Annotated in this window: 20 protein-coding genes; 7 read left to right on the top strand and 13 right to left on the bottom strand. The window is 45.6% G+C overall.

The features are described from left to right. Positions 1-56 precede the first annotated feature (56 nt). Together LAY41_RS14550 and LAY41_RS14545 are read left to right on the top strand one after the other, a co-directional pair. Positions 57-2,375, top strand: coding sequence for an ATP-binding protein (locus LAY41_RS14550; RefSeq protein ID WP_249098897.1), 2,319 nt, complete (start codon positions 57-59; stop codon positions 2,373-2,375). 327 nt (positions 2,376-2,702) lie between these two features. Continuing rightward, positions 2,703-3,812 carry an alpha/beta fold hydrolase gene (locus LAY41_RS14545; RefSeq protein ID WP_249098894.1) on the top strand — a complete coding sequence of 370 codons (1,110 nt, stop codon included), beginning with the start codon at positions 2,703-2,705 and terminating at the stop codon, positions 3,810-3,812. A 553-nt stretch (positions 3,813-4,365) separates the two neighbouring features. On the opposite strand, the gene LAY41_RS14540 is transcribed toward LAY41_RS14545, so the two are convergent. Both LAY41_RS14540 and LAY41_RS14535 read right to left on the bottom strand, forming a co-directional pair. Continuing rightward, positions 4,366-4,767, bottom strand: coding sequence for an AbrB family transcriptional regulator (locus LAY41_RS14540; protein ID WP_249098891.1), 402 nt, complete (start codon positions 4,765-4,767; stop codon positions 4,366-4,368). Positions 4,768-5,192: 425 nt separating this feature from the next. Further along, positions 5,193-5,402, bottom strand: coding sequence for a hypothetical protein (locus LAY41_RS14535; RefSeq protein ID WP_249098887.1), 210 nt, complete (start codon positions 5,400-5,402; stop codon positions 5,193-5,195). Between the two features lie 122 nt (positions 5,403-5,524). Here LAY41_RS14535 and LAY41_RS14530 point away from each other — a divergent pair, with 122 nt between their 5' ends. After that, entirely contained in the window at positions 5,525-6,139 is a 615-nt protein-coding gene (locus LAY41_RS14530; RefSeq protein ID WP_338022992.1) for an SRPBCC family protein, read from the top strand. A gap of 427 nt (positions 6,140-6,566) precedes the next feature. Here the strand turns inward: LAY41_RS14530 and LAY41_RS14525 are convergent, their stop codons facing one another. Together LAY41_RS14525 and LAY41_RS32290 are read right to left on the bottom strand one after the other, a co-directional pair. Beyond that, a complete protein-coding gene (locus LAY41_RS14525; protein ID WP_249098885.1) occupies positions 6,567-6,812 on the bottom strand; it encodes a ChaB family protein in 246 nt (81 codons plus the stop codon). A gap of 78 nt (positions 6,813-6,890) precedes the next feature. Further along, a complete protein-coding gene (locus LAY41_RS32290; RefSeq protein WP_275974145.1) occupies positions 6,891-7,022 on the bottom strand; it encodes a hypothetical protein in 132 nt (43 codons plus the stop codon). 415 nt (positions 7,023-7,437) lie between these two features. On the opposite strand from LAY41_RS32290, the gene LAY41_RS14520 reads away from it, so the two are divergent. Continuing rightward, positions 7,438-11,274: a CHASE domain-containing protein gene (locus LAY41_RS14520; protein WP_249098882.1), complete on the top strand. Its 3,837-nt coding sequence runs from the start codon at positions 7,438-7,440 to the stop codon at positions 11,272-11,274. Positions 11,275-11,827: 553 nt separating this feature from the next. On the opposite strand, the gene LAY41_RS14515 is transcribed toward LAY41_RS14520, so the two are convergent. From LAY41_RS14515 to LAY41_RS14490, 6 genes are read right to left on the bottom strand one after another with little or no spacing between them, the layout of a single operon-like run. After that, entirely contained in the window at positions 11,828-14,578 is a 2,751-nt protein-coding gene (locus tag LAY41_RS14515) for an AAA-like domain-containing protein (protein ID WP_249098879.1), read from the bottom strand. Between the two features lie 24 nt (positions 14,579-14,602). After that, the gene (locus LAY41_RS14510) at positions 14,603-15,640 is read right to left on the bottom strand and encodes a cysteine peptidase family C39 domain-containing protein (RefSeq protein WP_249098876.1); all 1,038 of its coding nucleotides are present in this window, start codon (positions 15,638-15,640) and stop codon (positions 14,603-14,605) included. Positions 15,641-15,690: 50 nt separating this feature from the next. After that, positions 15,691-16,188, bottom strand: a complete 498-nt coding sequence (locus LAY41_RS14505; protein ID WP_249098873.1) for a hypothetical protein — start codon at positions 16,186-16,188, stop codon at positions 15,691-15,693. Between the two features lie 56 nt (positions 16,189-16,244). Then, positions 16,245-16,772 (bottom strand): rhodanese-like domain-containing protein, encoded by a 528-nt coding sequence (locus LAY41_RS14500; protein ID WP_249098869.1) that lies wholly within the window; start codon positions 16,770-16,772, stop codon positions 16,245-16,247. Positions 16,773-16,832: 60 nt separating this feature from the next. Beyond that, positions 16,833-17,378 (bottom strand): rhodanese-like domain-containing protein, encoded by a 546-nt coding sequence (locus LAY41_RS14495; RefSeq protein ID WP_249098866.1) that lies wholly within the window; start codon positions 17,376-17,378, stop codon positions 16,833-16,835. Between the two features lie 3 nt (positions 17,379-17,381). Continuing rightward, positions 17,382-18,170 (bottom strand): hypothetical protein, encoded by a 789-nt coding sequence (locus LAY41_RS14490; protein ID WP_249098865.1) that lies wholly within the window; start codon positions 18,168-18,170, stop codon positions 17,382-17,384. A gap of 296 nt (positions 18,171-18,466) precedes the next feature. On the opposite strand from LAY41_RS14490, the gene LAY41_RS14485 reads away from it, so the two are divergent. After that, the gene (locus LAY41_RS14485; RefSeq protein WP_249098862.1) at positions 18,467-18,775 is read left to right on the top strand and encodes a hypothetical protein; all 309 of its coding nucleotides are present in this window, start codon (positions 18,467-18,469) and stop codon (positions 18,773-18,775) included. A gap of 16 nt (positions 18,776-18,791) precedes the next feature. Then, a complete protein-coding gene (locus LAY41_RS14480) occupies positions 18,792-19,187 on the top strand; it encodes a hypothetical protein (protein WP_249098860.1) in 396 nt (131 codons plus the stop codon). Between the two features lie 68 nt (positions 19,188-19,255). Here the strand turns inward: LAY41_RS14480 and LAY41_RS14475 are convergent, their stop codons facing one another. Together LAY41_RS14475 and LAY41_RS14470 are read right to left on the bottom strand one after the other, a co-directional pair. Next, positions 19,256-19,828 carry a paraslipin gene (locus tag LAY41_RS14475; protein ID WP_338022359.1) on the bottom strand — a complete coding sequence of 191 codons (573 nt, stop codon included), beginning with the start codon at positions 19,826-19,828 and terminating at the stop codon, positions 19,256-19,258. Between the two features lie 55 nt (positions 19,829-19,883). After that, on the bottom strand, positions 19,884-20,369 hold the full coding sequence (locus LAY41_RS14470; RefSeq protein WP_249098857.1) for an NfeD family protein: 486 nt from the start codon (positions 20,367-20,369) through the stop codon (positions 19,884-19,886). A gap of 172 nt (positions 20,370-20,541) precedes the next feature. Here LAY41_RS14470 and LAY41_RS14465 point away from each other — a divergent pair, with 172 nt between their 5' ends. Further along, positions 20,542-22,350 carry an AAA-like domain-containing protein gene (locus LAY41_RS14465; RefSeq protein ID WP_249098855.1) on the top strand — a complete coding sequence of 603 codons (1,809 nt, stop codon included), beginning with the start codon at positions 20,542-20,544 and terminating at the stop codon, positions 22,348-22,350. A gap of 468 nt (positions 22,351-22,818) precedes the next feature. Here the strand turns inward: LAY41_RS14465 and LAY41_RS14460 are convergent, their stop codons facing one another. Beyond that, positions 22,819-25,062, bottom strand: coding sequence for a lytic transglycosylase domain-containing protein (locus LAY41_RS14460; RefSeq protein ID WP_249098852.1), 2,244 nt, complete (start codon positions 25,060-25,062; stop codon positions 22,819-22,821). Positions 25,063-25,420 lie beyond the last annotated feature (358 nt).

Below are 25,420 nucleotides of genomic sequence, written 5' to 3'. Positions count from 1 at the left end.
AAATTGACCGGCAGCGCCTGTCGATATAATCATGGTCATGGGCAAATCAACAAGCGATGACTGCACCTGAGCAACTTCCGCAACTGAAGAATTGGCAGAGGCTTACTCGATGGTGGCACCATCGAAAGCCGCAAGAAGAAAGCGATCGCCCAAACCCAGAGCATTCGCCCCACAACTTGACGGTGCGCCTGATTATTGGCGGTACGACTTTAATCGTCAGCCTATCTGCTTACTATAGCTATCACCTAGTGCGGAACCTGTTGCTGGAGAACCTGAAGAACAAAGCATTTTTGGAGGTGCAGCAAGGTGCGAAAGAAATTGATACCTGGATTGGGAAATACAAGGCTGCTTTAGAGTCCAGTGCTAACAATCCAACATTCCGAACGATGGACTGGGCAAAGATAGAGCCGTATCTGCGTTCGGAAGAACAGCGCCTGCGAGAATTTACGTATTTCGGGATGATTGATGTTAATGGTTTTCTGTACACCACTCTGAAGAATCAGCCCCAAGGAAGCATCAACTTGAAAGACCGCAAACACTTTCAGGGGGCTATGGCGGGAAAGAGCAGTTTGTCTGACCCGCTAATTGCCCGTGTCCCGCCAGGAGCGAGGGTTGTCGCCTATGCGGTTCCTGTGCGATCGGGATCTTCAGCACCCGGAAAGCCTTTAGGAGAGGTAATCGGTGTCATCAATGGCGTGATTAGTATCGACAACGTTGTTGCTGTGGTCAATGGCTTGCACTATGGGGACGGCAGCTATGCCTTTGCTCTCAACTCTAAGGGAGAAGCAATTGTTCATCCTAATTCAGCTTTGATGTCTACCTTGGAGAAACCTGCCCCTAGTTTCCTCAACCTGCCAGATCGAAGTTTGGCTGCGATCGCTCAACACATGGTAAACCGGGAACAAGGCATCAAGCGAATCCCTATTGAGGGTACCCAGCAGTATGTTGCTTACATCCCGCTTCACGAAGCAAACTGGTCTGTTGCCTTGGTGATTCCTCGGCAAAACATTGAAGCGCAACTGCGCCCTCTAGACCTGATGGCAATAGTTATGGTGGGACTGGCAGGCACGATGATTGCCGTTCTGTGGCAGGTGCAGTCCTTTGAGCAGTCCCAACTCAAAAAGTCAAAGCTCATTGCCGAGGCGGCTAAAAAAGCAGCAGATGCTGCTAACGAGGCAAAAAGTGAATTCCTGGCAAACATGAGTCACGAACTACGTACCCCCCTCAACGGCATTTTGGGTTACGCCCAAATTCTCCAACGCGATCGCAATATGACAGCCAAGCAACAGGACGGCTTGGATATTATTTACGAGTGCGGATCTCACTTACTAACCTTAATCAATGACATTTTAGACTTGTCTAAAATTGAAGCGCGGAGAATGGAACTGGATAATAGCGATTTTCACTTTCCTTCCTTCCTTCAATGCGTAGAGGAAATTTGCCGCGTCAGAGCCGAACAAAAAGGAATTGATTTCAATTATTTGCCTGCACCTAATCTACCGGAAGCCATTCATGCTGATGAAATACGCCTGCGCCAGGTGTTGATCAATCTCCTGGGCAATGCCATTAAATTCACGCAAAAAGGCGGTGTTACCTTCAAAGTAGAAGTCAGGAGTTTGGGAGTTCGACAGTTCCAGACTCAGGAGTCAGAACAAATTCAAAACTTTTGTAGCGTCTGCTTCCAAGTCGAGGACACGGGCGTTGGCATCAGCTCGGAAGAAGTAGACAAAATTTTCCTGCCTTTTGAACAGGTGGGCGATCGAAGGCATCGCGCTGAAGGTACGGGTCTGGGACTGGCGATTAGCAATAAGATCGTTAACCTCATGGGCGGTCAAATCCGGGTGCAAAGCCAAGCGGGTGTGGGCAGCACCTTTTCCTTTGAGGTGGATCTGTCCCTACCAGATGGGTGGATACAGGACGCAATTACGACAAATGGAAAAAAAATTCTCGGTTACGAGGGGGCGCGACGAACGATCCTAGTTGCGGATGACAAGTGGGAAAATCGATCGGTGCTGGTGAACTTGTTAGAGCCGCTCGGCTTTAAAGTCGTGGAAGCAGAGAACGGTCAGGAAGGGTTGGCAAAAGCGATCGAGTTGAACCCCAATTTAATTATCACGGATATCCTCATGCCTGTGATGAATGGATATGAATTGTTGCAGCAGTTGCGCCAGAGAGAAACGCTAAAAGCCACAAGGGTGGTCGTCTCATCGGCGTCGGTATCGCAGATCGATCGGCAAAAGAGCCTCACAGCCGGGGCAGATGATTTTTTGCCAAAGCCCGTCCAAGCAGATGAGTTGTTCCGCCTGTTAGAAAAACATTTGGCGATCGCATGGCAATATGAGCCAAAGGCTCCAGAAACGACTGCAAGAGGTTAAAAGAAAATCCTAAACCCTGCGACATCCCAGTGATTTTTATGACAATCATCAAGAAGCTGTAGAGATTGTAAAAGAAGCTATCGCCGACCCTAATTACAAGAGTATTGAGATAGAGAAGTCTTTTCCTTGGTCATAAGATTTTGGTCACTATACCCGTGGGTATAAGGGAGCCTATTTTGGATTGGGAGCGGGAGAAAACTATCCGCAATTGCATAATTGCGATTATGACTTTCGCGATGATTTGATTGAATATGGAGTTAAGATGTTATCAAAAATTGTTTATAATGTATTTGGCTCCCGTCATCAGAAAGTGTAAGGTTTTAGTTCATGATATTTACCCCCTTCAATATTCTCACCTCGTGGCTGGTTGGACTGCTGTCGATCGCAATACTTGGTGGGGGCATATACATTACCCATGAGTGGTACGAAGGCGAACTTGTTGAGAACTACTACTTGTGGGTCGGACTGGCAATGGTTTTGTGGTCTTTTGGCGGTGGTTTGCTCGGCTTGCCGCTTTTGCGCCGCAAGGGTGCTGACGAACCTAAGCGCTTGCGTACTGGTACTGTGCAGCGCGTACCGCGACCGGATGGTAGCGTACTGCAAGTGGAGTTTTACGGCCCAGAGGATGGACAACCAATTATTTTGTCCCACGGTTGGGGGCCAAACAGTACTGTATGGTATTATGCCAAGCGACAATTGAGCGATCGCTTCCGAATAATTGTTTGGGATTTGCCAGGACTAGGAAAATCCACCAGGCCAAAAAACAACGACTACTCCCTAGAAAAATATGCCAGAGACCTAGAAGCAGTTGTTGCCATAGCAGGAGATAAGCCTGTCATTATACTCGGTCACAGCATGGGTGGCATGATCGCGCTAACATTTTCTCGGCTGTTTCCAGAACATTTGGGTAGCCGAGTAGCTGGCTTAATCCTAGTAGATACCACCTACACCAATCCGCTCAAGACTGCCATTTTTAGCGGTTTGTTACGCAAATTGCAAAAGCCATTGCTCGAACCGGTGTTGCACCTCAGTACAGTGCTTTATCCCCTGCTTTGGCTAATGACTTGGCTGAGCTATTTGAATGGTTCGCTCTACATCAGCGTAGAACTGTCTGGATTTACGGGTAAGGAAACGCGGGGTCAATTAAATTTCTCAGCTTTATTATCGGCATTGGGTTCGCCAGGAGTTCTCGCTCGTGGTACGCTGGCGATGTTCAAATACGATGAAACAACCACACTCAAAACGATTAACGTTCCTTGTCTGATAATCGTGGGCGCAAAAGATATAGCGACTACCCCCGCAGCCAGCATACGCATGAAAGCGGAATTACCTATTGCCAAACTCGTCACTTTAGAGCCTGGTGGTCACATGGCATTGATGGAGCAGAACCTGGGGTTTGCCGAAGCTGTCAGCGCTTTTTGTACTGAAATTTCTTAATATAGCAACCTTCTCGGCAGTTAGGACGTTCTTAATTCCACCAAACCCTTGAGGAAGAGCCCCTTCTGACCCTAGCCCCTAGCTATATCTTTTCCCAGTAGAGCTTGCGGTTGAGCGCAATTGAATAAATATCCCATTACCAAATAACTGGGATGGCATCGAGACACTTACTTAAAAATAGGCGACCTAGGTTTACCAAATCGCCCTCAAGGTGGCCTATTTAAGCTTCAGAGGAAGGAACTGAGGATTGGGAGCGGGGCAATACTGTTCGCATAAAAGGAATTGTAGGCTGGTTTGAGCCCATGCGTTACCTAACTCTCGCCAAGATAGACAGAGGTTTGAGGTAACGAAACCCAACCTACGAAAGTTCCAAGTTATGGTTTATTTGAACAGTATTGGGGAGCGGTGAATGCGGGGACGCGGGGAGAAATTTTCATCCTATGCGCTATCCGCAGGCTTTTCGCCAATATCCTCGATCCTTTATCCTTCATCCTTACCAGTCTGGCGGTACTTAGGAGAGCCCAACAGCTAACTTGTCTTGTACAAGTACAATCTATTCTTCGTCTTCTTCTTCGGGGGCATCCAGATCGCGGTCAAGTTGAATCAAACGAATATGCTTGTATCCGAGTCGAATTTCAAATTCATCACCTGGCTTTAATCCCATTGCCAGGGTGTAGGCAGATCCAATCACAATCTGACCGTTCTTATGAACGCTCACCCGGTAAGTCGCTTCGCGACCCCGACCATCTTTTTCACTTTCTGGCTCCAGAGCAATACCTTTAGCTGCCAGCACAGCATCGTAAAAGTCTGTCAGATTGACGCGGGTCTGGTTATTTTTGGTGTTGGTGTAGTAGCCGCAAGCCTTAGCGGTTTCCCGGCGCGACAAATGGGAAAGCTCTTTGACTTTTTGTAGTAGTCCTTTCCCTGTTAGTGGCGCTGTTGCAGTTTCAGCCATAAAATTGCCTCTGACTAAATTTAACTTCTTTTGCATTATTGAACCATATAATATCGTCGATCAAATATCAACCACTAGACTGAATTGTTTTGGGAATGCCTAATACCGATCGCGATCGCCAAGTACGCCCTGTAAGTAATATTGCTCTTTTCTGGAATGGTAATTGTAGCTCATGTGGCGGCAGGGATAAGTTCTTGTTGGTGAATTCGTCACCACCGCATGGGTTTTTCCCCCAAAACCAAACTGCGGTTACCCCTTAAAACGTCAGCAGGAGAGAACGGTTACCATGAAATAGGATGCTTTTTTCGCTCTTAAGATGATTTTGCCCGTAACTTGCAGTTTGGGGAAATACTCGCAGAATTTGGTATTACACATCTGAGCGCAGGCATGGTATTTTCTGCGCTCGCATTATCCAGCTTTTGACCTTAGAAAGGATTCCACTCTACTGGGCCTCGCTCGGCAGCTTCACCCGTGCCTTGCCACCTTTTCACCTCTGAGGGACCAGATTGTCTTATTGTCTGTAGTTGCCCTGCGATCGTAGCCTGCATTTGTTCGAGCTCTTCACGGCTCCACTTATAGATGTGCGGCGCTACATCTTTGGGACTGAGGCGATCGAGATCGCTATTTTGCGGCATAGTGTTAGCCCTGCTGAAAGTTAATGCCCTGATTATGGCACTCACTCGCCAGCAATCCAATAGGGATCTTATTTACGCCGGTGTTCTTGTACTTGCTTATTAATTCGGTTGGGAGTAGGGTGGTGTTCTTTTACCTGCTGGTACTCTATGGTTTATCGCAACGCTCTCTTAGAGGTGCTATAATGGCCCTTGCTGGTGGGGGTTTGGTTTATCGCGGCGCAACTGCACAAACCGGAATACAGGAAGCAACGGGAATGAACCAAAGCATCAAGGTTGAAAAGACGGTAACGATCGCTAAATCGCCTGAAGAATTGTATCGCTTCTGGCACAACTTTGAGAATTTGCCGAATTTCATGAAGCATCTCAAATCTGTGAAGGTAATAGACGAGAAGCGATCGCACTGGATTGCCAATGCACCTATGGGCAATAGCGTCGAATGGGATGCGGAGATTATTAACGATCGAGAAAACAAGTTGATTGCTTGGGCTTCAGTTGAAGGGGCGGATATTGATAACTCCGGTTTTGTGCGCTTTCAACCCGCACCCGCCGGACGAGGTACGGAGGTGAAAGTGGTGATCGAATATAACCCGCCTGGTGGCGTCGTTGGATCTGCGATCGCCAAACTCTTCGGCGAAGAACCCGAACAGCAGGTAGGCGACGATCTGCGCCGCTTCAAGCAAATTATGGAAGCTAGCGAAATTGCGACCACCGAAGGTCAATCTTCTGGTAGGAAATAAGTAGTAATTAGTGGGGTGCGTTTCCTGGCAGCATACGCTTTCAGCCACAGAAACCCCCAGATAAGTTGGGATGCTATTTACAACTTATACCAAATCCGGGATAAAAACCCCCGTTATCCATAAGTTGGGTGAAGCATTGCGGTAGAAAGGCTTTGGCTCTTGGGAATACACTTATTGCCGCAATGCTTCACCCCTACACTTCACACTATAAAGCGGGTAAATAACCCGGATTTGGTATTATCTGGGGGTTTTTACATTCTTCCACACGCTAATCCTTCACCCAGAAAAAATCACATTAACTAGGTGCGCGTAAATAAACTAAAGATAATTTGTATGGTGGGTAATGCCCACCATACTTTTAATCCTGCCCAGCTACTTAATGCTCACACGGAAGTTATATCCTATTGATTTGGCAGGTAAAAGGAGCTTAATTCCCTCCAGATTGAACAGCTTTATGGTGTATGTTCTTTTCTTCGGGCTTTCTATGCCATTTGCCATCGCTACCTTGGTCGTAGTATTCCTTGACGCTGTTCCAAGCCACATTCATCGCTGCCTGTTCGTCCATACCATTGTCTTGGGCACTACTCAATGCGGCAAGGAAAATTTGCTCGGAACCGTCAGCTAGCTGTTCCTTTACTTCGGAAGGTAAATCTTGGACTTGCTTCTGAGGCATAAACGCGCTCCTACTTTTATTTATGTCTGAGATCATCGTAAGCAGCGGAACATACAAGTTCCTCTTCCTGGGAGGTAGTTACGCCTCAAAAAATAGCCAATTCGGTCGGCGCAGTTGTATGCCCCACTTAGTATCGCGTGGCCTCATCAAGATAGTACCTAGCGCCACTAAAAAGGTTACTCCACCAATAACCATCCAAGGTTGAATCATCTTTTTACCCCCTACCCAATTAGACCTGTGCTTCAGATTTATGTGAGACAAGCCAGATACATTAATCGTGCCCAATTAAAAGATGACTTTAATCAGTCTTTGGTTTGAAAGCATCTTCATGTTTGCGGAATTTATCCGAATTTGATTAAGACTTTGAAAGATATACTCAGCAGGGTCACAGACCGAGCTTTTTTATGCCTGTAGGGGCGAAGCATTCCGTCAAAGATCTTTGGGTTCAACCAACAAATTATTCACGGAATGCTTCGCCCATTTATGCCCGTGCGAAGTATAGCAAAGTTTCCTGATTCGCTTTCCCAGGACTATCCAGCTGGAGGATGATGGTACTAATGAGGTTGTGCATGGGAAACTGGCTTTAAGAGCGCAAACAACACAGCATGGTGTATAAACTGCTGCTATGAAACTGGACTTGCCGTTCAAATCCACACCAGCGCGTCGCACCAGGACTCCTTATTTCGTCCTGGTGTTAACCCTGCTGCTTACTGCTTTAGCCACCTACTATGTCGCTGTAACGGCAAGAGCTAAAGACGAGCTGCGATTTGAAAATGCAGTCGATCGCACTCAGAACGACATTCAAAAACGTTTGGAAACTTACATTACTCTGCTGCGTACAGGCAGCGGATTATTTGCAGCTTCCGAGCAAGTCAGCCGCGATCGCTTCCATGCTTATGTTAACCGCCTCGAACTACGCCGCAGCTATCCCGGCATTCAGGGAATCGGTTTCTCTGCGCGAATCATGCCGTCAGAAAAAGACGCCTTCGTCGCTGAGGAGCGGAAACAGGGCGTGAGAAATTTTGCAATACGACCGGATTATAAACGTGCCGAGTATCACTCAATTATTTACCTGGAACCATTAGATCGGCGTAACCAAGGTGCGATCGGTTTTGATATGTTTACGGAGTCGGTGCGCCGCGCTGCAATGGAGAGGGCACGCGATACCGATGCACCCGCAGCTTCCGGTAAAGTCATGCTGATTCAGGAAATTGACAAAAACAAACAGGGCTTCCTGATCTATGTGCCAGTTTATCGCAGCGGCACAACACCCAAAACAGTTGCACAACGTAGAGCCGCATTGCAGGGTTTTATCTACAGTCCCTTTCGTGCTGATGATTTAATGGCAGGAATCTTCGGCAACGAGAAATTTCCCTACGTGGACTTTCAGATTTATGACGGAACTGAGATCGACCCCAAGAATTTACTCCACTCATCCTACAGCAGACACACTTCCAACAGTAGATCTTACCGACCCCGCTTTAAAACCACCGAAACTATTAATATCGCCGGACGCCCTTGGAGTATTGTTTTTGTTTCCAGACCCGAACTCGATCGCGTTTCGGAAATCAGGCTGGTGCCTTACATCGCAGTAGGTGGAGTGCTAATCTCTCTTGTGCTGTTCGCTCTCATGTGCAGTCAAGTTTGCGCCCGCATTGCGGCAGAACGCTTGGCAGCAAAGTTGCACTCCTCGGAAGCGGCGCTGCGCGAAAGTGAATCGCGGCTGACGCGACTGGTGGATGCCAACATCATCGGTATTATCATCGCCGACTTTAGCGGCAGAATCCTGGAGGCAAATGACGCTTTCCTGAATATGCTGGGATACACACGAGAGGATCTGGTCACAGGAAAGATTAACTTCATTGAGCTTACACCGCCAGAATATAGCCACCTCGATCGGCAGGCGATCGAGGAAACGAAGAAGACAGGCTCTCATCCTCCTTTTGAGAAACAATATATCCGTAAAGATGGCACCCGCGTGCCAGTTTTGGTGGGAACGGCTTATCTGGGAGGAGTTCCGGAGTTGGGCGTTAGTTTTCTGCTCGACCTCACCGAACAGAAGCGAGCGGAGGAATTAGTGCGGATATCGGAGACTCGTTTCCGCACGCTGATCGAGCAGTCGCCCTTAAGCACGCAGATTTTGTCACCCGATGGGCGGACGATTCGGGTCAACAAGGCGTGGGAGGAACTTTGGGGTATCACGCTCCAGCGGATTGGTGACTACAATATCCTCGAAGATGAGCAACTGGTCGCCAAAGGCATCATGCCCTACATCCAAAGAGCCTTTGCAGGAGAAGCTGGGGTGATTCCTCCCATCTTGTACGATCCCAATCAAACTATTCCCGGTATGACTTCTCACCAAGACCCACGACGCTGGGTTCAGGCGATCGTCTATCCGGTTAAAGATGAAGCGGGCAAGATCCGCGAAGTAGTGCTATTGCATGAAGACATCACCTCTACCAAGCACGCTGAGGAGGCGCTGCGGGGAAGCCAAGAGCGCTTCCGACGGCTGTTTGACTCCAATCTGGTCGGAGTTGCTTTCTGGAACGTGGAGGGGTACATCACCGAAGCGAACGACGCCTACCTTCGCCTTGTTGGCTACACTCGCGAAGAGTTTGCTGCTTTAGGAAGGATCGATTGGAGACGCCTTACCCCTCCAGAGTACAAGCACTTGGACGATCGCGCGATCGAGGAGTGCATGGCGATCGGAGTTTCCAATATTTACGAGAAGGAGTACGTCAGAAGGGACGGCAAGCGGGTGCCGATCATCCTTGGCGTTGCCCTACTCAACGACTCCCAGCACGATGGGGTAGCCTTCGTGCTGGACATCGCAGAACGAAAAAAGGCATCAGAAGCACTGCGCCAAAGTGAAGAACGCTTCCAGGCTTTCATGAACCACAGTCCAACCGCGTCGTGGATTACAGATGAGGATGGGCGTATCGTCTACCTGAGTGAAACTTATTCCCGCATTTTCAAGATGGCGAGCGACGATGCGATCGGGAAAACAGTATTCGAGTTATATAGCCCTGAGATCGCAAGCATATTCTTGGAGAATATCAGGACAGTTGCTCGCACAAATGAAGTGCTTGAAACGATCGAGCCTGCGCCCCGTCTAGACGGTACGCTTGGTGATTTTCTGGTCTATAAGTTCCCGATTTTAGATGCGTCTGGGCAACGCCTGGTGGGAGGGGTGGCGATCGATATTAGCGATCGGTTGCGGGCACAGGAGGAGCGCGAAGAACTGCTTGCTCGCGAACAGGCGGCACGCGCTGAAGCGGAGGCGGCAAATCGCATGAAGGACGAGTTCCTGGCCACCCTTTCCCACGAGCTGCGAACGCCTCTGAATGCAATGGTGGGATGGACGACTCTACTGCGAAAGAGAAGGTTTGACGAGACTACTACTGCGCGTGCCTTGGAAACAATCGATCGCAATACAAAGGCACTTTCCCAACTGATTGAAGATCTGTTGGATGTGTCGCGCATTATGACGGGGAAGTTCCGTATAGAGATGCTTCCGGTCAATTTGGCTTCTGTTATGGATGCTGCTATTGAGGCGGTGCGATCGCCAGCAGAAGCCAAAAACATTCAAATTAATTCTGTCTTTGAAGACAAAGTAAGTTTAGTATCCGGCGACCCTACTCGCTTGCAGCAAATTGCCTGGAATCTCCTTACAAATGCCATCAAATTCACGCCCAAGGGAGGGCGGATAGAGATTCGTCTCCATCGCCATAACTCTGATGTTCAAATAATAGTTACTGACACTGGTCAAGGCATTTCTGCTGAATTTTTACCTTATATTTTTGAGCGCTTCCGTCAAGCCGATGCCAGCATTACTCGCAAGCATGGCGGTCTTGGTTTAGGGCTGGCAATTGTCCGCCATCTAGTCGAGTTGCATGGAGGAAGAATTCATGCCGAAAGTCCAGGAGAGGGGCAGGGCTCGACGTTTATTGTAAGTCTACCGCTAAGAACTATTCGCGATTACGATAACATTTCCGAGACATTTTTAACCGGGGATGGACAGGATATAACCCGTACCGACAATGACAATATACCGATCGATAACTCTTCACTTCATGGTTTATGCGTACTTGTTGTTGATGATGAACCTGATGCACGAGATTTGGTGACTGCTGTACTGGAAAAAAGCGGGGCTAAAGTAACGGCAGTTGCATCGGCTAAAGAAGCGTTTGCAGTAATTGCCAAGGGTACTGCTGGTGAAAAACTAGATATTCTAATTAGCGATATCGGAATGCCAGAAGAAGATGGATACACTTTAATCCGCAAGGTTAGGGCGCTTGGGCCAGAACAAGGCGGAAGGATTCCAGCTTTAGCACTCACAGCATACGCCAGGGTGGAAGAGAGGGAAAGAGCGATCGCAGCTGGGTTTCACATCCACCTACCAAAGCCTGTGGTGCCAGAAGAACTGGTAGCAGTCGTTGCCAGTCTCGTCAATCGATTTTAGATTTTCCAGCCCTTTTCAAGTGAGTGAGGTACAGAGAAACCCGGTTTCTTTGGGTTATATCGTTTGGATTTATTTCTGCTACAAATGATATCATGTCCGGTTGCATCGTTAGTACATGAGTGAGATCGGAAAATTTTCTGTTTCATCGGTGGTTAAATTTTAACCGCAGATAAAGAAGGATGAACGCAGATAAACGCAGATATGAAAACGCGATTTTTTTAGGCAACCGATGCGTAACGACATGATATGAACACTCTCTGGTGTAGAGACGTTTCATGAAACGTCTCTACTGTAGCCAACATTTAGGTAATCCATATTATAGCAACGAAATATCGACCTTGACAACCTAACAAACCGGGTTTCCGATCGCCCCAGAGCGAATACTGAATCGGTGTTCTAGTCCATTCTTATTTTTTTTGACTTTTGACTTTTCCCTAGAACACCGATTTAGTAATATTTCTTGGTGCCTTTTCAGCGTGTAGGGGCGAAGCATTCGGGCATAAAATCTAGGTAGAAAGCGATAAGTTATAGCCCGAATGCTTCGCCCCTACCATTACTGAATCGGTGTTCTAGCCTCTCCTATCCCATCACAAATATGTTTATCGCTTTGGCTAGCATTTTGGTTGTTCTGCCAATAATTACGCGCAGAATTGCAACCTTGAATTAACATATCGTCGAGATTAAAATTCCACAAAATCACTTTATTATCCGAACCTGCTGATGCAAGTATCTCACCATCCGGCGACCAAGATACACTCCACACCTCACCCTGATGATTCTTCAAAATTCTTAGCAAGCTTCCGTCAATATGCCACAGTCTCACCATTTTATCTGTACTCGCCGTAGCAAGCGTCTCACCGTCAGGACTAAAACTAATGCTAGTAACTTTACCCCTATGCCTTAAAATACTCAATAAAGTACCGTCAATGTGCCAAAGTTTCACCGTTTTGTCAGCACCCCCAGAGGCAAGCATTTGACTGTCTGGACTGAAACTTACGCTAGTAACCGAACCCTGATGTCCTTTCAAATCTCTTAGCCACACACCGTCGCGACTCCATAGTTTAACTGTGCCATCTGCACCAGCTGAAGCAAGCGTTCTGCCAGTGGGACTCCAACTCACGCAAGTCACCGAACCTCGATGTCCCTTCAATGTTCTGAGTTCTTGTCCGTTGAAACTCCAAAGTTTGACGGTGCCATCTGCACTGGCAGAGGCAAATGTCTTGCCGTCTGGGTTAAAACTTATGCTTGTTATTTTATCGGTATGAGCCTTTAAAGAAAGGAGCAATTTGCCGTCGCTGTGCCAAAGTTTGACAGTTCCATCATCACTAGCCGAGGCAAGGGTTTGACTATCCGGGCTGAAATTTATACTGATAACTTTATTACTAACAATAGGAAATGTTGTTTTCAGGGTTCCATCACTATGCCAAATTTTGATAGTTCCATCATCGCTAAGCGTCGCGATCATGAAAGTTTTTTCTTGTCTGACTACCGCAGCGGAGGTATTACTTTGAGAACTGAAAGTTAGGAAAACAATTTTACTGATATTTTCCTGCAAATAATTAGGCTTTTTTAGAGAGTAAACTGCCAGATTCAATGCCATCAAAACTCGTATCCGCGTATCGGAGTTAATTCCAAACGGCCACCGTTGGATTCTTCTGGCTGCCAGGATACCTTGTGTTAGAGCATCCCACTTGTTATTCGATTGCAAAAGTTCTTCTGAATATAAAGTGAGGGCGTTGATTTCCATATTTCTGCGATCGGTCCACGCTTTGAGCCAAAATATCTCGCCGATTAAGGTGAAGAATAAGGCCAAAACTACAACGGCTCTGATATTAATGGCGACTCTCATTTGTCGCTCGTGCTTTAGTTTTGCTTCGGTTAATTTTCGCCGCTGTTGCTCATTACTCAGTTGTGCGAGTAAATCTTTTTCTCTACTAAGTCGCTCGATTTCGGTGCGACTCTGTTGTTCTTTGTTGCGTAATTCTCCTAAAGCTGCTTCTTGACTGGCTGCTAGGAACTGATAATCGCGATCGCTCAAACTTTTGCCTGTTGACCAGTTGAGTGCTTCCTGCAAGGCTTGTCCCCGCAACAATCGCGATTCATCTTGACAATTGGAGGTGATCCATGCTGTTAATGGTGCGGCATGGGGACGCAAATCGAAGAAAGCTTTTTCTACCCAAGTTTCGTTAAAAATTGACTCGTAAATGCGGTTGGAAACTTTTAATTTGCCAGCACGCATAACCACTAAACCGGATAGTCTTAATTGGCTTTGTTCGGGGGTGTCATCGGCTGGAATTTCTCCTAGTTGCAATATTTTATGATATAGTCCCAGCAATCTCCCGGCGCGTTGCTGATTGGACAGGATGCGATCGCGAATTGTCTTGATATGCGCTGGTTCATCCTGGGATTCCCAATTCTCGATAATGTGGGATTTTACCAGATCGGTAATTGGTGATTGGGCGTTTCCAGTTTGGAGGGGCGAAGCATTTGGTGAGAAAACCTGGGAGGATACCGAAAGATGATCGCCCAAATGCTTCGCCCCTACTACTAATTTACAAAGTTTTTGAGTTAAAAACGGCTGTCCGCCTGTCCATCCCAATATTTCTTTTAAAATTTCTTGGGGTTTATCTACTTTTCCTTCCAATCCTTTTGCTAATGGTTGAGCTTCTGGGAATTCAAAACCATGTAACTCAATCGCCCGACCGATATTAAACGGCGTGCGAGCTGGATCGGAAATTAAATCGCTTGGCGTCGCCACACCCAACAAAGCAAATGTAAGTCGCTGATATTCTGGTTTTTGGGCGCGTTTATTATGGCAAGATCTAATCAGGGCGAAAAAGTCGTCAAGCGAATCTTTGAAGCTAAGAACGCTATCAATTTCATCGATAAAAATAACAATTTTTTGAGAAACTTTCGCCAGCAGCACTTCTTCAATTAATTCACCTAAGCGCTGGACAGGAGGTATCAATTCTCTGTCTCGCCACCAAGTCATAAATTCGATCGCATTAAACAGATCGAAATTTGTCAGTAGCTTGTAGGCGACGCCTCCATACCATTTATCCAACGAAACTTGCTGGTTGCCAATATCTGAAAGGTCGATAGTGGCACAGGCGATACCTTCAGCTTTTAGCCTTTGTATCGTTCGCACCAGCAAACTGGATTTCCCCATCTGACGAGAATTGAGTACATAACAAAATTCGCCAGTTTTCAGTCCTTCATAAAGTTGATTATCAGCCTTTCGCACCACATAAGTTGGTGCATTATCTGGTAAACTTCCGCCTATTTGATAGTGATAATTTGTCATCGTAATGTAAGTTTTTTATCTAATTTATCTAGTTTTTAGAGTAGGTACTCCTTCTAAAAACGAACCGCTAATAAGCAAAAATGTTTGAGAATCTAATTTACCAGTAACTTTCAAACCAACATTTTTTTGAAAGCGTCGGATAGCTGGAACTAACTCAGCCTCGGTTGGAATTATTTGGCCCGATCGCTGAAGATAAGACACCGCTTGAGTAACCGTTATCGAGATATCTTGACTGCGAAAAATGGGGAGATATTGTCCGCGCCAATTTTTTTCAAATTGCTGGCGATCGATCGTGTAAATTTTTCCTCTAGTTGGCTCACCAATTATAGCATTATTCCCATTTAAACCTAACAAGGCTACCGCATGAGGAATGACGCGAACGCCATCTCTAAACCAAACTCCCAACACGCCAGGACGATTGATTAGTCGCATTTGCTCCCAAGTTGCTTCTAATTCAATCCCATCCATACCAAGAGAGCGAGTTGCTATCAGTAATTGCGCCATAGAAGTGCCTAAGCGACTGGTTCCTGCCAAACGAGCAACCTTTGATTCTGCTGCATCTATTCCCCAAACGCGCAGCACAGTAGCTAATGCGGATGGCCCACAGCTGCTATTAGAAGTTTGTTTGAATACACCGTTGGGTTGCAAGTTATCTTCTAAAGAAGCGTAAATAGGAGATAAAAAGTAAGCTTCAGCAGCAGTAAAACTTCCCAATCCTAGCGAGCAAATCAACAGTACAGCTACTACCTGAATGCGGGAAGTATGCCGACTGATCGTGAAAGCTATTCCGCCAAGAAATAGCAGCAAAAGGCGCATAATTGTCCAAGTGACTTGCAAGCTATAGAAACGCCACTCAACGGGTAAAGCTTGCATTTCTGGAACTAACCTAGCTAGTAATAGCAAACCCAAGTAAACTACCAAAAAAGCAATTAAAAAGTGAGTTTTGCCTTTAAAAATGTCGTTGGCGGTGGCTCCTTTTCGCAACATTACTCGTCCGATGCGTTGTCCTAAAAGGAACAGCCACGAACCCAAAATTAGCGTTACCAGCGTCTGTAGTAGCATATCGGTTTATGGTTGCGGGTAGCTGAGACAGAGGATGTTTTTTGCTTTATCTAGCCCCATTTTTCCGGCGGCATACCCAGAAAGCCGCGAATCAGATTAAGAGTTTCTAATTTTTGGGCGATAGACTTAAGTCCAAAGTTGAGCTTTAAGCTTTCACCGGATTTCAAAAAGAGCGTAATCTGATAATCAGCCGTTTCCTGATGATGCCAGCTTGGTGACTGAAGCTGCACATCTAAAACATCGGCAAGGGAATGCCAAATTACCTTAGTATTAAGCAAACCGTGTCGCTTGATAGTGAAGCTGTTGTAGTCTTTATCAAAATGACAGATAACCACCCGTCCGGCTAAAATTAGCACTAAACCACTCGCCACAAGACTTAATAAAAGAAGAGGTGGTATCCACAAGACGTAAGTTAACCACATAAGTTGGTGGTAAATTAGCAGGATGAGCCAAAAAGTGCCTACCATCCAGCCAGTTGTACCAAGCCAAAGCGAATAGGGTCGATGTCGAAATTTAAGTTGCCTTTTTGTGTTTTCTAGAATAACCATTGTTTGATTTATCCAACAAAAACAGTATATCAACTTTTTGCGATCGCACAATCTAACTAATTACCCGTGATAATCTTTGTCCCAGGTGCGGTAATTTGTGCTAAAATCTCTGCATCTTTTGACGCAGGCACAGCCAGTCGCCATGATTTGATACCTCCTTCTAGGACAACAAAATTTAACCTTGTTTTTCTCAATTCTTTGTAGGCTTTAACCGCACGCATCCCCCTTGTACAATAAAGTACGATAATTGGCTGAGTATGATTATTTTGGATATACCTTTGGGCAATAACCCGAATCTGCTGCACGCCGAATCCAGCCTGAATATCTGTTAGGGGTACAAGCAGGCTGTTACCGATGCGATCTTCTGCGTATTCTTCTGGCGATCGCACGTCAATCAAGATTGCCGACTTCAACTTTCCCTCCAAAAACTCAGGAAGAGTCACTTTTTTGGTACTAAAACTGGCAATAAATCTTGGGGTATCCATATGATTAAGTACCGCTGCTAAAGTAGCAGAACTAACACCGAAAATGGCGAGAAGAATTACAAGAAACCCAACTAATGCGTTGGGTTTCGCTTCGCTCAACCCAACCTACAAAGAAATGGCTCCAAGAAACCGGGTTTCTGGGTGTTCATTTACGTCCACCTACTTACCCCTGACAACTTCTTTCGCAGGTGCGGTAATAGGTGCTAATGTTTCTGCATCTTTTGACGCCGGTATAGCTAGCCGCCATACTCTGATACCGCCTTCTAGGACTACAAAATTTAGTCCAGTTTTTTCCAGTTCTTTGTATGCTTTGAACGAACGCGGGCCAGCGGTACAATAAAGTACGATTGTTGGCTGAGTATGATTAGTTTGGATATACTTTTGGGCAATAACCCGAATCTGATGCACGCCGAATCCAGTCTGAATATCTGTTAGGGGTACAAGCAGGCTATTACCAATGCGATCTTCTGCGTATTCTTCTGGCGATCGCACGTCAATCAAGAGCGCATTTCTCAACTTCCCCTGCTTCAATTCGGAAGCGGTCACTTTTTTGGCACTCAAACTGGCGATAAAGGTTGGAACATCCATATGATTAACCACTGCTGCTAAAGTAACAGAACTAACACCGACAATGCTGAGACAAAGAATTACTGGTAAAGGACGTAAATAACGAATGATGCCTTTTTTCAAGTTTTGATTTGACATTTTTTATCTCACGTATTGAAACTGCATTAGGTAATATGCGATCGCAACAATCGGAAATGACCATACCTGCATTGATATGACGGTAGCAGCAAGACTGGGACGTTTTTCTCGCAAAATTCGGGAGATCGCAAAACCTTTAGCAACAAAACCAAAGATAAACCCAATCAGCAATATTCCTGATGTCACTGCATAAAGAAGAGTGCGATCGGCTGAGCCACTTATCGATTCCACCATAAATAAGCTGGCCAAACCTAATGCCATGAAGAATAAATAAATCAATAAAATAAACATTTTTTGGCTAATATTTTTTAAGTACCCCGTGCGCTGACAAAAAGAAAGGCACATTGCCGCAGATATCGCATATCCAATCAGGGAAATTGGAAAAAATATACTGAAAGATACTAAGCCGAGCGGGCAAATCATTATGTAAAATATGTTTGCTAAAGTAGCGAATTTACAAGCTTTTAGGTAAGGAAGATGTTCTTGTTTGTGCAGAATATAAGCTTCGATGATAACGATTGCAACGAGAGGTATTCCATAGGGGAAAATTGTTGCGATCGCGGGAAGAAATAAAAGCTGAGAAGCAAATTCAGAATTGCTGGTATAATAGAAAGAGAAACTACAAGCTGTTGCTGGTAAAGGAATAATTAGCACCAATCCGACAGCACCTAATGTAACTGTGATTAAGGATTGCCACTTTTTCTGATGCTTAGTTTTGCTTGAACTGGGAGTTGCTAGCGCAAAATTAGTGATGGGAACGATCGCAGAATCAAATTGTTCGTAAGGCTTCATGGTTATTCTCCTGAAAGATAAGTGGTAATTACATCTTCCTGTTTATTATTAAGACAGATGCTTCACTGAGTTCTTGACTGACTTATTCGACTTTTCACTGACTTCAGTTCGACTTTTTGGATAACCTCAGACAGATAAAATCGATGGGACGGGCAAGATGCCCATCCCACAAGACTTTTAGGAAATTGAGTTGTGCAAATTCGATGTGCTTTAGTTTAACATCGGTAGGACGATCGGCCTATCGCAGACGAATTGAGTTATAATCACGTTTACAACTCTGGGCAGCAGTAAAATAAATGGAAACTCTACCCAATAGCTGGGCAGATATTCAGCCTGATACTGTATATCAAATAACAAATGGTCAGATAGTATGTTTTGGCAAAGAGCAAATCCAATTGGGAATAAAATATGATCAAAATAACAAGCATTTAAAAGCGATTGAAAAAGGACAAGTATCTCCTCGCGGTAATATTGGTCTTGTTCCTTCCGAAGTAGAGGGTTACGATTTGAAATCAAAAGTATTGGGAAAAGGAGGCGATCGCCGTTTTCATGGAAAAATAATAGATGGAGTTTTACACTTTCCCGGTTTCGTAACAGAACATTAATCATCAAACAACTATTATGACTAAAATTGAATTAAAAACTCACCAAGTTTGGCAGGATTTGAATGAAATCTTAGAAGATATAGATGCTGATGCACTTGTACAAGAACATCTAGAATCATGCAATTATAAAATTGGCGGTTACTGGGATGAAACGGATGAATTCTATGAAGAGATTACCTTGCCTCGTTTTTTGTCTGCTGAATTAATTAGCAGTTCTATTGGTGTTACGCGCAGAAAACGTTGGATTCAACTGAAATTTGCCTTACAAGCTGATGGGATTGCTTCTCAAGATAATCCCGAAAAAATTGGTGAACTGATTCTCATTTACGATGAAAATATGCAATTTCTTGATGAGAATTGGGAGATATATGTTGACTCTCCTCTGCTGAAGACAAACATTAAGAAAGGCTAGAGTTTAGAGAATGATATAGCGAAGCGATCGCCCTTTACTTATCCAGAGCGATCGCATAATTCCTTTACCTAACGATGAGCTACCGTATTTAAACTTTTAGATGGATTTTTTAAGGCTTCATGCACCACCTTATTTCCAATCGTAAAGTCGCGCAATTCCACCCGCGTCACCTTCACCCCCCAAGGTTCAGTAGCAATATCCAACTCACTCACCAGCACGTCATTAATTTCAGCGCGAGCGGTAAAAATTTCGTCGAGTTCCATTTTGGCTATTTCAGACCGAATTTGAGTCACCAGCAAATTCATCATCGCTGCTTTCAGATCTTGCACTTTGTAAAAAGCTTTTTCTATGTCCATAATCCGCCAGTACACCACAAAATCAACGGTAATGGAAACCCTGTCGCGAGTGGTACATTGTTTGGGTGGAATCTCTAATATTTGTTCCCGCAGCGTTCCTTTATAAGCCACATATTCGATAAATGGAGTAAGAAAGGTAAGACCTGGCTCTAGTTTTTTTCCATCATATTTACCAAGATTTTCTACTAAGGCTTCGTCACCTTGTTTGATAATCTTGACGCTATTGGCAATCGTGGTTCCACTTGCCGTTAAAAATGCTATAAAAATCAATTGGAATAGATCCATCGTGATGCTCCGATTAGTTAAGTGAAAATGGTCGAATTTCGTGAAAAGTTATAGCCTAAGAATGAAAAATACTTTCTGGCGCTACAATCAGCGTGTTTCCTTCGCGGCGCAGAACGTAAACTTTTTGGTTAGGTGCGATCGCAATTGAGCGATCCTCACAGCAGGCTTGCCAGAAACAGCCTTCATAAATAACTCGCCCTGTTTGTCCCGCCAAAATTTCCGTAATCGTCTTTGCCTCAGTTGCATCACGAACGATAAACTTTTTGCGCTTCAGAAACATAGGACGTAACCAGATAACCGAAGCTAGGGATACCGCCATCCAGTACATAACTTGGAACCTAAACAGAGGCAGAGAATTTCGCCCCAATAAAAGCAGCCCTACTATCAGAGAACTAACTCCCGCGATCAGGGGTACAAGTTTAAGTTTTGTTCCCAAACTTTTACCTAGAAACAACTCAGTCAGGCAAAGAATAACTCCTGTTAGGAACCAGAACACGGACGGCCCAATTACTGACCAAATTAGGGTAGGACTCAGCAACACATTTACCTCCTGGTAAAGTAGATCCACACCAAGCAGACCCTTGCTATTTACTATTGAGACTGGTGATTACCTGAGTTTTTGACTGACTTCTTCGAGATCTCATCGACTTCTCATCGATTTTGTGGAAAACTGGCATTTAAGATGTGAAAAGTATCTTTGCTATGCAGAAGCAATGTCGCGATCGCTAAAAGTTCGCTCTGAGTGCATCCCCACAGTCAAGTCGTCTCTCCTCAGAAACGGCTTTCCCAGTCAAAAAGTCCTCGCTGAAGATCTAGGGATAGCCCAATCTACTGTGAGTAATTTTCTCAATGGCAGACCCGTGGATTATGTTAATTTTAGGGAAATTTGTCAGATATTGAGCCAAGAGTGGCGAAATATAGCCGATTTATCCGATACTTTGCCCGAAAATGAAATAAATAACCTTAAAGCTAAAGTTTTCATCAGCAGTCGCCATCAAGACTTCCGCCTCGTCCAGCAGTTGCAGCAAGCTTTGAGTGCGGCGGGACACGAAGTTGCGATCGCATCTGAAAACACTCCGCCCGAACAATATTTACAAAGCTGCGATTACTTGCTGCTGCTGTTGTCCCAGCAATCCGCCGTCAGCGAAATCGTCTTGGAAGAAGTGCGGGTCGCCAAAGAATTGCACAACTTTACCGCCCAAAAGCCAGCCATTTTACCGCTATGCGTAGGTTTACAAAGCAAAACGCCTCTTTCCTTCGATTTGCTGCAACTTTTGCAGTCAAGTCAGCCGTGGCAGTGGCGTAGCGACGACGACACCTCAATCATAGTCTCAGAAGTTCTCAGCGTAGTGGCCCAAGGACGCACCTCTCTAAGTGCCTCCAGCAAATTAGCTGTAAACTGGGCTACTGAAGGGAGTGGGAATTGGGGAGTGGGAATTGGGAATTGGGAATTGGGCATTCTTCCCCACTCTCCCACACTCCCACTCCCAGTCGCGTCACCAGAGTTACCGGAGGGGCAAGTAGAGGTTGCATCGAGCTTTTATATCGATCGTCCTCCCATCGAAACGCGCTGTTATGAGACAATATGTCAGCCTGGTGCCCTCATCCGCATCAAAGCGCCCAGGCAGATGGGCAAAACCTCGTTAATGGCGAGGATTCTGCATCACGCAGAGGAACAAGGCTCAAGAGCGATCGCGTTGAGTTTTCAGTTAGCTAATAAACGAATTCTTACCAACTCGGATACATTTTTACAGTGGTTTTGTGCCAGCATAGGACAAGAATTGGGGATGCTGGAAAAGCTGGGCAAGTGTTGGGAATTAGCAGATATTATTGGCAGCAACCAGTGCTGCAAAGCTTACTTTGAACAGTGTTTGTTGCCAGAAATATCGACTTCCCTAACATTGGGTTTAGATGAAGTCGATCGCGTGTTTGAATCACCCGAAATTGCCGATGACTTTTTTGGTTTGTTGCGAGCTTTGCATGAAGAATCCAAACGGCGCGATATTTGGAAAAAATTTCGCTTGGTAATTGTTCATTCCACAGAAGTTTATATTCCGTTGGATATCAATAAATCACCTTTTAATGTGGGATTGCCGATAGAATTACCGGAGTTTAACTTGCCGCAGGTGCAAGAGTTGGCAAGACGATACGGACTAGATTGGAATGGGAAAGAAGTCGAGCAATTGATGGGTTTAGTGGGAGGACATCCCTACTTAGTGCGGTTGGCTATGTATTGCATTGCGCGTCAGGATGTTACTTTAGATCGGGTGGTGGAAGAGGGTGCCACAGAAGCGGGAATTTATAGCGATCATCTGCGGCGGCATTTGTGGAATCTAGAAAAATATCCAGATTTGTTAGAAGCGATGAAAGAGGTGGTGAGTACTTCGGGAGGAGTGCGATTGCGGTCAGAATTAGCGTTTAAATTAAATAGTATGGGGCTGGTGAAACTTGATGGCAATGATTGTACTCCCAGGTGTAGTTTGTATGAGCAATATTTTCGCGATCGCTTAGCGTTGAGCTAATAAAAATCGCGTAAAATTGTATAGCCACAGTCAGATAGGTTATATCATGTCCGGTTGCATCGTTAAGCTGCTACGCATCTAAAATGACCGTCAGTTTTTCTGAGTTTCTTGTGGGATGGGCATCCTGCCCGTCTTTGTATTCGATTTAGATGCGTAATAGCTTAGTACATGAGTGATATCGTCAAATTGTCTGTTGTCATCGGTGGTTAAATTTTTACCGCAGATGAAGACAGATGAACGCAGATGAACGCAGATAAGAATAATCACATGAATTTTTTAGGTAACCGATGAGTAAGGACATGATATGACTAATTTCAAATTTTAGATTTCAGATTTAAAAAGTGAAGATTGTTATCAAAGTAAATCTTCTACTTTATCTAAAATTTGAAATTTCTCAATGACCAATGACTAATGACCAATGACTAATGACCAATGACTAATGACCAATGACCAATGACCAATGACCAATTATTTTTCCTTTTGCCCTACTGAATTAGGCATCATCTGGTTAACCTGGGGATTGTACAGGCGCAGATAGTTCCAGTAGTTGCCAAACACCTGCTTAACGTAGTCTTTAGTTTCTGGAAAAGGGATAGTTTCGATAAATTGATCTGGATCGGTGATTTTTTTCTGCCCAAGCCATTTATCGACGTTACCCGAACCGGCATTGTAACTAGCCAATGCCAATAGAGAGTTATTTTTAAATCGCTGGTGGGTTTCAACCATCAGCCATGTGCCGAGATTTATGTTGTCGTTGGGATTGTCTAAGGCGTATTGCTTAAGATTGATTATTTTAGCTACCGAGGCTCCAACTGCTGGCATCACCTGCATTAAACCAGTGGCACCAGCATTAGAGCGGATGTTCGACATAAATCGCGACTCCTGCCTCATTAGACTAACCACTAGCAAGGGATTTAGCTCACGCTTTTGCGACCAAATTTCGATCGTTTCTTCATAGGGAAAAGGATATAGAGCATACCAGTAAATAGGTTGTTGCTTGAGAGATTGAAACTCGGCTTGCTCAGAAGGCGTCTCTCGGTCTTCCAGGGCAGCAACTTGAGTAATTCCTGATATGTAATCCCCCACTGCCAGTTTCAGGAGACCATCGGTAAACTGTTGGGTTACGGTTGGCTCGATCCGGTTTTGAAATTCTACCTGCCATAGTGTCCAGGCATCCCGGTCTTGAGCCAACTGGTATAGTTCTTTCAATGTTTCAGACCCAATTGGCAGTACGAGGCGCTCCCTGGGTAAGGCTACTTGAGGTGTCATCTTCCTCACGGTGTCGAAGGTTCCGACATCCCAGCCAAGCATAGTGGCAGAACGCCAAGCATAGTAAGATTGCGGGTATTTTTTCACTACCTGTTCAAAAGCGGCTTTGGCTTCCTGCTGCTGTCCCAGTTGCATTGCCCATTTACCGACCCAAAAGCCTGCCTGACGAGCCGGTTCGCTATTGGGGTTTTGAGTGAGGATTGGCTGTCCCCATTGTAATGCTGCCTGGAAATCCCCAGCAGCTGCTTTAGCTTGAGCCATTTTCCAGCGATATTCTGCTGCTGCATCGGAGTTGCCATATTTGGTTAGCAATAATTGACGAGTCTCTTCAGCTGAAGAGGGATTATTGAGATTATCCAAAGCTTCTGCTTTTGCTAGCAGTGCGTCACCGGCTTGGTCGGGAAATTGCTCGATCGCTTGGTCGAGATAAGGCACCGCCTCTATGGATGGTTCTATTTTGGCTATCTGGAGTAGGGCGTTGCCGGTTTCTTTGGCTTTGGGGAAGTCACTCACCATCTTTTTATAGGCGAGCTTAGCGTCTGTCTCTCTCTCGGCTAGCTGGAGCCCCCTAGCGACAAGGTAGGCGTGGCGAGATGAGGGTGGGGCTTTGGCATAAGCGGCGCTGGCTTGGCCGTATTTTTTGTCTTTCCAGTAGCCAAGAGCGATCGTTTCCCAGTCTTCTGGCTTAAGTGGCTCTACAGGTTTTCCGTCTATCATTCCAGGTTGGCTAAGTATCTTGTCCAGCACCAAGCTAATTTCTGGCGTGTCAAAGCTGTACTTTGCCAGTAACAACATCAAGTCCCGCTGATCGGGTTTCTCTTTGAGCCAGGAACGTGCCATTTCCAGAGTACGGGGATGGCTGGGGTATTTCGCTAGAACTTCGTTCCAATCTTCCCGTTTCGTCTTGCCCAGTGCCACCAAGGCTTCTGGGATCGTGGGAGAGTCGGGATAGTAGTTGAGCAAATCTTGCCACTGGGCAGTTGCTTTAGCTTGGTCACCGATGCTTTGGTAAGCTTGAGCGCGTTTGACCATAACGTTTGCGCCCAGAAGCGAATAATCGCACTCTAATCCTTCTAACAAGTCCAGCGCAAGAAGTCCCTGCTGCTGTTGAACTAGATCGGATGCCAGCAGATAACGGGCACGTAGACTCTCGCGGGATTTCTCCCCGTTTGCGATCGCTTCTAATTCTCCAGCTCGTTTCTCTGGCTGCATCAGCGCCAGGGAAAAAACTGTCGTGTTGCTCTTATATCCCGTCGTTTCGCGGCTTTTTCCCCGCAACAGACACGCGATCGTTCTTCGCGCAAACCCACGGCCAAAGTGTCTTTCTAACAGGGGATATACAATCAGCAGCACACTCAGTCCGATACTGACAGCAACTGCAATTTGTTGTCTGCGTTGCTTTTGCCTCGACAAACCGTAGCCGGAAAATTTAAAACCTGACATTTTTCTCATAGAGCCTCGTGGCGACGGAAATCCATCTGTTTTTTAGGTGATCGAGCCAGAGTGAGCCAATGCCGTCAGGAATTTACGGTCGCTCACGGGCGGGTGGAGGGGACTGGGAACTGCGATCGCTGAGTCGCCCTTCATAGAGAGCGGGGATCGCACCTCAAACGCTATAAGTTTAACAACACAAAAGTGCTTTAATTGACATTTCATCGGCTAAAACTGCGATCCCGTAAGCCTAAAAGCCCAATTTTACATGGAGAATAAGGACTAGAAAAGTCAAAAGTCAAAAGTCAGTAGGGGCGGGTTTTGTAAAATATTCTGTTGGTAATGAGATGTGTGGGCTAAACCCGCCCGT

The sequence above is a fragment of the Argonema galeatum A003/A1 genome, assembly GCF_023333595.1.
In the GTDB taxonomy this organism is placed as follows: domain Bacteria; phylum Cyanobacteriota; class Cyanobacteriia; order Cyanobacteriales; family Aerosakkonemataceae; genus Argonema; species Argonema galeatum.
The sequence above is the reverse complement of the archived record's forward strand: the minus strand, read 5'-3'. Positions and strand labels throughout refer to the sequence as shown.